The 8,086-nt window shown below is 40.8% G+C and carries 6 protein-coding genes; 3 read left to right on the top strand and 3 right to left on the bottom strand.

Features of this window, described 5'->3' with window-relative positions:
- Window positions 1-176: 176 nt before the first annotated feature.
- Together EHQ64_RS07550 and EHQ64_RS07545 are read right to left on the bottom strand one after the other, a co-directional pair.
- A complete protein-coding gene (locus EHQ64_RS07550) occupies window positions 177-449 on the bottom strand; it encodes a hypothetical protein (protein WP_010515454.1) in 273 nt (90 codons plus the stop codon).
- Between the two features lie 95 nt (window positions 450-544).
- Complete coding sequence (locus EHQ64_RS07545) at window positions 545-3,091, bottom strand: methyl-accepting chemotaxis protein (protein ID WP_135648880.1); 2,547 nt, start codon at window positions 3,089-3,091, stop codon at window positions 545-547.
- Between the two features lie 207 nt (window positions 3,092-3,298).
- On the opposite strand from EHQ64_RS07545, the gene EHQ64_RS07540 reads away from it, so the two are divergent.
- On the top strand, window positions 3,299-4,258 hold the full coding sequence (locus tag EHQ64_RS07540) for a metallophosphoesterase (RefSeq protein WP_135648879.1): 960 nt from the start codon (window positions 3,299-3,301) through the stop codon (window positions 4,256-4,258).
- Window position 4,259: 1 nt separating this feature from the next.
- Here the strand turns inward: EHQ64_RS07540 and EHQ64_RS07535 are convergent, their stop codons facing one another.
- A complete protein-coding gene (locus EHQ64_RS07535; RefSeq protein WP_135648878.1) occupies window positions 4,260-5,378 on the bottom strand; it encodes a tetratricopeptide repeat protein in 1,119 nt (372 codons plus the stop codon).
- Between the two features lie 354 nt (window positions 5,379-5,732).
- On the opposite strand from EHQ64_RS07535, the gene ilvB reads away from it, so the two are divergent.
- Both ilvB and ilvN read left to right on the top strand, forming a co-directional pair.
- Complete coding sequence (gene ilvB / locus EHQ64_RS07530) at window positions 5,733-7,442, top strand: biosynthetic-type acetolactate synthase large subunit (RefSeq protein WP_210410825.1); 1,710 nt, start codon at window positions 5,733-5,735, stop codon at window positions 7,440-7,442.
- Window positions 7,439-7,918, top strand: coding sequence for an acetolactate synthase small subunit (gene ilvN / locus EHQ64_RS07525; protein ID WP_135648876.1), 480 nt, complete (start codon window positions 7,439-7,441; stop codon window positions 7,916-7,918). Before ilvB ends, ilvN begins: the two co-directional genes overlap by 4 nt.
- Window positions 7,919-8,086 lie beyond the last annotated feature (168 nt).

Below are 8,086 nucleotides of genomic sequence, written 5' to 3'. Positions count from 1 at the left end.
TTACCGTCGCAGAAAAACTCAACCTGATCATCAACTTAACTAGATAAGATTTTCTTTCTCACAGAGGGCACGGAGTTCACTGAGGTGGGTTTCCTTGTTAGGGAAATGAAACGTTTCTTATTTTTTCTCCGTGATCTCTGTGTTCTCCGTGAGAACCGTAGAAAACGGAAAGTTTTTCAGTCCGGGGTGACTTTGATCTTGGTTTTGAATTCCCATTTGCGGAATGGAGCCAGCGCTTGTAGCCTTTCCTCACTTACGAAAAAAAGACCTTCCCCGAATTTAACCAATCCACCCTTATAATGAGCGTATTTGGTTTTGTGATCGATCAGACCTATCTCTTTTACCTTATTCCAATCATCACAGGTTTTCAGGGTAGGAACTCTCCTGAGATACAATTCTTTGATAGAACCGTCCCTTACAGAGTCCCTTAAAATCTTTTCCCATTCCATATAAGCGCAAATTAGAATAAATTCTCTAAAAAGCAACTAAGTTTCCGAATTCGAATATCTCTCCCGAAATTCCGGGAAAAAAGATCTGGCCGGAATTAAAAATGAAAATACTCTGCCTGGTTTTTCAAATCTTCCGATAAATGGGCGAGCCCGACCGAACCGGAACTCAATTCTTCCGTAGAAGACGCGTTGGATTGGGTCATATCGTTGATAATTGAAATCGTTTTCGAAATTTCTTCAATAGCCAGTTTTTGTTCTTGGATAGCGGTTTGTATCCCTTCCGATCTTTCCTTTACTTCCTGGCCTTTTTTGTTCACCACTCGATTTCGGACAAGTTGCTCTCCCATGATCCCTGCGACCTCGTTCATCCGAACATAGATTGTTTCAATCTTTTGGATAATTCCTCCAATGATCGTAACTGTGTCCCGAATATTGCTAACACCGATCCCTATCTCGGTTTCGTTCGCCTGAATGATCGCTTCGATCTCTTTCATACTCTCGGATGTTTTATCCGCGAGTTTCGAGATCTCATCCGCTACGACTGCGAAACCTTTACCGGCTGCTCCGGCCCTTGCGGCTTCTATCGCAGCATTCAATGCAAGAAGATGGATCTGTTCCGAGATAGTTGTGATGATCTCGATCACACCTGTGATCTGCTCGGAACTTTGAGAGATCTTACGAATACTTTGGTCCGTTGACTCTAAGGATTTTCCTCCTTTTCTCGCCTCGTCTGTGATCTCTTTCACATGAGATAATGTTTTATCTAAATTTTCGGAAGTAGCTTGGATAGAATTAGAGAATTCGAACATTTCGGAATCCAAAGAGTTCAGAAGACTTACTTGTTCTTTTGTTCGATAAGAAACAGTATCCATTCCGGCGGAGATCTCTTCTATAGAAGCTGAAATTTCCTCGGAAGCAGCTGCCTGTCCTTGAGCATTATCCGAAATGGATCTTAATGTGCCGGACATTTCTTCCGAAGAGTTTGCGAGTGTATGAGAGGCCTCGAAAATTTTACGAAGTACCGATTTTACCTTACGATTGAACTCGTTGATACTGATCGCCATTTCTCCGATCTCGTCCCTGGAAAGAACCGTCAGAGTATGAGTGAGATCTCCTTCCGACATTTTTTCGATCAGGTTCTGGCTTTCGCTTAAAGGTTTTAAACTTTTGGATAGAATGAAGTAGATGATGATCCCGACCGCAAATAATCCAAAAAAAGAGATCCCGAGCATATAAAAAATAGTGGAGATCGCCTCTTCGGAGATCTCATCGTTCACGACTGCGGCGAAAGAACGAAATCCATATTTTTTGTTCGTTTGAAAGATTAGATATTTATAGGAATCTTCCATAACATACCGGACAGGAACTTCATCTTTTGCATTCAGAAATGATTTTGCAAAAGGAAGATCTTCTATCTTCTTTAATTTTAAATTCTCACTGATATGATTTAAAAAGGTCATCTTAGGAGTAAGAAGCCCGGGATAACCAGTTTTTCCGATCTTGATCGATTGAATGATATTATCCGTTAGATCTCCGATCCGGACCGCAAATACTAAAAATGCCTTTGCACCTTCAGTTAATTCAAATTCTCTAATATATAGGATCACCGGAGATCCGTTTTTAGAAGATGAGGCAGGCTCGCTAAAGAAGAAGGTTCTTTCTTTATGGATATTTCTCATTTCCTCGGCACCGGGGAGTTGGAATTGCGAAGTCAAAGGAACAATCTTACTATCTGACAAAGTCCCTGTGCCGACCGAATACGAAAACCAATCTCCCGCTTCTTTCCAAACTGCGATCCCTTCGAATCTTTGGCTCGCACCTAAAAAATTCTCCAGAAAATTTTCGGCTTCTTTCCATTTTCTTTGGGAAACCAGAGTTGCGAGCGTCTTATTTCGGATGATCAAGTCCGCTTCTTCTTCAGTATCCTCGTAAATCCCTTGGGTCAGTAAATCCAAGGTTTGGACCACATTCTTCATTTGATTGAAGTAGGCATTCTTTAAGGATTCGTAATTTAGTTTATAAACTACGATAGAAACGCCGATCGCTAATACGAATACGATGGAAAAGAATATGAGAGATAGTGTTCTATTTAGCTTTAGTTTTACTAAAGAATCCAAGGAAATGGATCCGAATAGATCCGTCCTTGTCAGATTATCCTTTAGCCAATCCGTAATTAGATAAAAATAAGCTGCACTCGCAAGACTCGCAAATATGAGAAGTGCGGCAAAAATGGAATAATCGGTTTTACTTAAAAGAGAAACTCTCCCGATCGAAATTATCAAAAGTATTCCACCTATCAGGATCCTTATGAAAATATCTGCCGCGTGAAGTATCGGAAGGCGAAAGGCCGCCTTCTGGGCTTTCATCACGGTTTCCTTATTTACTGCCCCGGATTCGAATTGTTTGGAATAATTTCTTAGAGGTTTGAGCTTATATAAAGAGATAAGAATACTGGAGGTTAGGCCTAAGACAAAAATGCCTACAATGATGATCCAAAATGAAGGCATGGACCCAAGATCCAGATCCAAAAAATAGACCATAAAACTGAGAGCAAACGGAGTCCCGATCAAATAACCGATCCCTTCCGTAAGAAATAGAAATCGAAAGGAGAATTTGAATATTTCTTGGTTTATGTTTTTCATAGGCGATCCTTTGTTTCCTGATTCCGATCCTGACTACCGGTCGGATTTTTATATATTTGCGGTTTTTGTTTTTATGGAGGTTCGCTTATTTACTCGGTAAACACCGAGCTTTCGTTTCTATTTGGTTTTTCTTTCGACCTAAAAGATCCAAAAAAAGTTTTCCTAAATTCATCCAAAGAACGAAAGTTAAATTTTCGGACCCAAAGAATGATATTTGATTCTTCTGATATTCGTATCGCTTTAGTGGGAGATATTCACGGATTCTGGACTACGGTCGATACGGAATATTTTTCAGAGAGTAATTATGATCTTCTGATCTTTACCGGAGATCTCGGAAATGCGAAACCTTGGAATACCAATCGGATCGCAAGGGAAATCGCAAAAGTCCGGAAACCAAAGTATTTAATTTTAGGAAATCATGATACTACTTCTATCCCTCAGCTCATATCGGAGATACTGAACGCTCCACCTAATCTAGGTTATCTGGGCCTTATTTCTCATCTATTTAGGTATAAAAAACTTCTAAAAGACCTAGGGGATGTACGGATCTGTCAGTACAATCTCCAGCAAGAAAATAAGGGAATCTCTATCCTAGGAGCAAGGCCTCTTTCTATGGGAGGTCGGTTTAATTTTCAGGTTTTTCTAAAATACATATTCGGGATCGGTTCTATGAAAGGATCCGAAGATAAATTGATAGAATTAGTCAGAGATGCAGATATAGAAAACCAGGATTTAATCGTTCTCGCTCATAATGGCCCGGACGGTCTCGGGGATTCCGCTTCTGATATTTGGGGTTGTGATTTTAAGAAGGAAGAGGGTGATTTCGGAGATCCTGATCTAGGTAATTTTATTCGAAGTATTTCCAAAGGGCCAAAGGCTCCTAAGGTTGTGATTGCAGGGCATATGCACCATTCTTCTCGCAAATTAAGATTGAAGACAAGGATCTGGAAAAAAAGAAAAGATGGGATCCTATATGTAAATCCTGCAAGAGTCCCAAGAGTATTTTCCGACAAAGAAGGGAATAATTGGCATCATCATGTTGAACTCACACGACAGAATGGGATCTGGAATGCGGAAGCAAAATACTTGAAAAGCGGAAAATTGGAAGTTTCCTCCCTCCCTGATTTTTTAGAGAGGGAGAAAAATAGAATAATCGACCCGGAATAAATTATTCCGTGAAAGAATCCAACTTTTGTTTCACCTCTTCGTTTAGAGGTTGTTTCTTATGGAAATCGTTCAGCAACTTGATCGCATCATCTTTTTTGCCCATATCCGAATACAGTTCCGATAATTCCACCACTGGGCGAGGGTCCATTGGGAATTTACGATGAAGATCCACGTAAATTTCTTCTGCCTTATCTCTAGCACCTTTCATTTTTAAGGAAGAGGCCTTCCCTAAAAGAGCGAAATAATCCTCTCCTTCGGAAAGAATTCTATTAAAACATTCTAATGCTTTATCGAACTCACCCATTCCTCTTAAACTATCGGCATAACGGTTGATGATGAGTTTATTATCAGGATCGAATTCCAGGATCCTTTCCCAGAACTCGTTTGCTTTACGGAAATCCTTTTTACCGCGATAGGGCTCTGCAAGTCCGTACAGCGCGAAGAAGTTTCTTGGATCAAGATCTGCTGCTCTACGATAATAACGGATCGCTTCGTCGAAATCTTTGATCTTACGATAACTATTTCCGATCTCGGTCAAGATCTTGATATTATCCGGTTGGATGACTAAAAGTTTTTCCCACCAGCTAATTGCGTCCTTATATCTTTGGCAGGCAAAGAATAAATGCCCAAGTCCGACAATCACGTACTGGTCTTTAGGATTGATCTGAAGTGCTTGCATATAATACACTTCTGATTCTTTGAAGTTTTTGAGTTTCCTATGAGCGTCCGCGACCCTGCTTAGAATGGATGCATCCGTAATAGTAATATGTCTGTATTCTTCCGCTACTTCAATGACTCGATTGAGTAGGTTCATCTCCCTGTAACAATTCATGAGACCCATGAGGGAGAATTTATTGGAGGAATCTTCTTTAATACAACGGTTATAAAAATCCAGAGCCTGTCTGAATTCCTTCCGTTTGAAGTGAAGGTCTCCCATTCCGACTAGTCCGTAGGTATTCCCCGGTTCCTTAGCCAGAAGTTCCTTTAACTTAGACTCGGCCTTGTCCCATTGTCTGCTATCTAGAAAACGGTAGGCTTCTTTCGCTAAACTTTTGATCTGAGCGAAATGTGAATCTTCTTCTTCCTTTCCTGCTTGGGGTTTTTCAATAGGGTCGTTCATCGGACCGAAGTTCCTTTTTAAATTTGGAACGAAGATCCGGGAGGCTCTTCATTCAATTTTTTATTTAATATTACTTTGACGGATGAGTAAAGGTTTTCCTTGGTACTAAATCCGTAAAGAAAATTTGAAATTGGAAAAAAAGAGAGAAAACCCGGTTTGCGCCGCATAAAATAGAGTGAAAGTTATAGTCGGGTCTTTCGATCTCATGTTGGAATTCCTACATTGATCTTGGATAGAATGGCCTTATCATTTTTATTTTGGATCAACCTCCTTGGGGACTTGTTAGGGCTTATACAGGGGAACCTCCTTGACAGGGGCCTTACTTCGCATGAAATGGATTCTAACGAGGGAAAGATGCCGAAAAGTGAAGCAAAAATCTCCGGCGCCCGGTTGATGGTCGAACTCCTGGAAGAATATGGAGTGGATATCGTGTTTGGATATCCCGGCGGAGCCATTCTACCTTTCTATGATGAATTATACAAAAGTACTAAAATTAAACATATCCTAGTCCGTCATGAACAGGGCGCGATCCATATGGCCGAAGGTTACGCTCGTTCCACAGGTAAGTTAGGGGTATGTATTGCAACTTCCGGACCTGGAGCAACCAATCTAGTTACCGGACTTACGGATGCAAAATTGGATTCCGTTCCAATCCTTGCGATCACCGGTCAGGTCGCTACGAATGCGATCGGGACGGATGCTTTCCAAGAAGCTGATATTTATGGGATCACGATCCCAATCACAAAATACAATGCTCTTATCAAATCTGCGGATGATATCGCGAGACATTTCCAAGAAGCGACCTTAGTCGCTCTAGGTGGAAGACCAGGTCCTGTACTTTTGGATTTTCCAAAAGATGTGCAGACCGAACTTACTTCCGTGCGAAAAGCAGAAAAACTTAAAATAGATCCTAGACATTATCAAAAACCTCCGATCGGTGGAGACTTGGATTCTTTCGCTGCGGCATTGAATAAAGCAAAACGTCCTCTTCTTTATGTGGGTGGCGGTGCGATCAATGCGAATGCTTCCAAAGAAATTAGGGAGTTAGCGGAGAAGGGAAATATTCCTGTTACCACAACTCTTATGGGGATCGGTGCATTTCCCGGAACACATCCTCTTTCAGTCGGAATGCTTGGGATGCACGGAACCGCTTACGCGAATAAAGCTGTATTAGAATGTGATTATATTCTAAATTTAGGAGCTAGATTCGACGATCGGGTCGCAAAACCTGGAGAGTTCGCGGAGAATGCAACTAGAGCTCATATAGACATTGATACTGCTGAATTTAATAAAAGGGTTTCAGTAGATTATTTACTCCACGGGGATCTGAAAGAAGTTTTAAAGGTTTTGATCCCTAAGGTGAATAAGGTGGATCGTTCCGATTGGACGGGATTTTTAGATACGATCAAGAAAAATCATCCATTAGAATTCGATAATACAACGGATACGATCAAGCCACAGGCGTTCTTGCATAGATTGTATGAGAAGAGCAAGGGGAAGGCGATTGTCTCTACGGATGTAGGACAGCACCAGATGTGGGCCGCTCAATATTATCTTTTCGACGAAGCAAACCGTTGGTTGACTTCCGGTGGGTTAGGCACTATGGGGTATGGACTACCAGCAGCGATCGGTGCAAAATTCGGGAATCCTAAAGACACAGTGATCTGCGTTTCAGGAGATGGATCGATCCAGATGAATATCCAAGAGCTTGCTACCATTGCGATGTATAAGAAGGGAGTAAAGATACTCATCTTTAATAATAACTTCCTGGGAATGGTTCGTCAATGGCAGGAACTTTTTTACGAGGAGAGATTCTCCGAATCGGAATGGAATTATAATCCGGATTTCGTAAAAATAGGGGAGGCTTATTCCATAAAAGGATTAAAGATCTCTAATAAATCCGAAGTGGATAAGGCAATTGATTTCTTCTTGGAAGACGACGATGCAAGGATCTTAGAAGTTATGATCCCTGCGGAAGAAAAAGTTTTCCCAATGATCCCAGCAGGAAAATCCCAAAAAGATATGATCGAATTTTCAGATACGGTTCGGGCCGGTAAAAAATGAAACATATACTGAAAATTTTGGTCAATAACCATCCAGGTGTAATGAGCCATGTTTCCGGTCTATTCACCAGAAGAAGTTATAATATAGATTCGATCGCTGTGGGAGTTACTGATAATCCTGAAATTTCCAATATGGTAATCGTAGTCAAAGGCGACGACTCTGTGGTGGAACAGGTGAAACGCCAGCTATTAAAACTTCCCGATGTGATCGAAGTGGAAGACCTTGCATATCACGATTGTATCAGCAGGGAACTGATCTTGGTAGTAGTTAAGACGGAGGAAACGAATCGAACTGAAATTATCTCCATTTGTGAAGTTTTTCAGGCAAAGATTGCAGATCTCACTAAAACGACCATGACGATCGAGTTCTCAGGCAATACCAGACAGGTTGAGCATTTCATAGAAATGATGCAAAAATACGGGATTCAAGAGATTGCACGTACTGGGCAGATCGCTTTAAGATATAGATCCGTTTAATTGCTTCTAAAATCGATTTAGTTAAGAGAAACCCGGATTTATTCTCCGGGTTTTTTATTTGGATTTGAGTTTTCGGTCCGAATTTTCCGGTAAAACTAAATGTTACAATATTATTACAATTTAATTACAGTAAAAATCCTTATAAAAATTTATTTCTTAAATACCAAT

This window comes from Leptospira sarikeiensis (assembly GCF_004769615.1).
In the GTDB taxonomy this organism is placed as follows: Bacteria; Spirochaetota; Leptospiria; order Leptospirales; family Leptospiraceae; genus Leptospira_B; species Leptospira_B sarikeiensis.
The sequence above is the reverse complement of the archived record's forward strand: the minus strand, read 5'-3'. Positions and strand labels throughout refer to the sequence as shown.

Coding starts and splice junctions, on each gene's coding strand:
- EHQ64_RS07550 (WP_010515454.1), bottom strand. CDS start 449: ATGGAATGGGAAAAGATTTTAAGGGACTCTGTAAGGGACGGTTCTATC.
- EHQ64_RS07545 (WP_135648880.1), bottom strand. CDS start 3,091: ATGAAAAACATAAACCAAGAAATATTCAAATTCTCCTTTCGATTTCTA.
- EHQ64_RS07540 (WP_135648879.1), top strand. CDS start 3,299: ATGATATTTGATTCTTCTGATATTCGTATCGCTTTAGTGGGAGATATT.
- EHQ64_RS07535 (WP_135648878.1), bottom strand. CDS start 5,378: ATGAACGACCCTATTGAAAAACCCCAAGCAGGAAAGGAAGAAGAAGAT.
- ilvB (WP_210410825.1), top strand. CDS start 5,733: ATGCCGAAAAGTGAAGCAAAAATCTCCGGCGCCCGGTTGATGGTCGAA.
- ilvN (WP_135648876.1), top strand. CDS start 7,439: ATGAAACATATACTGAAAATTTTGGTCAATAACCATCCAGGTGTAATG.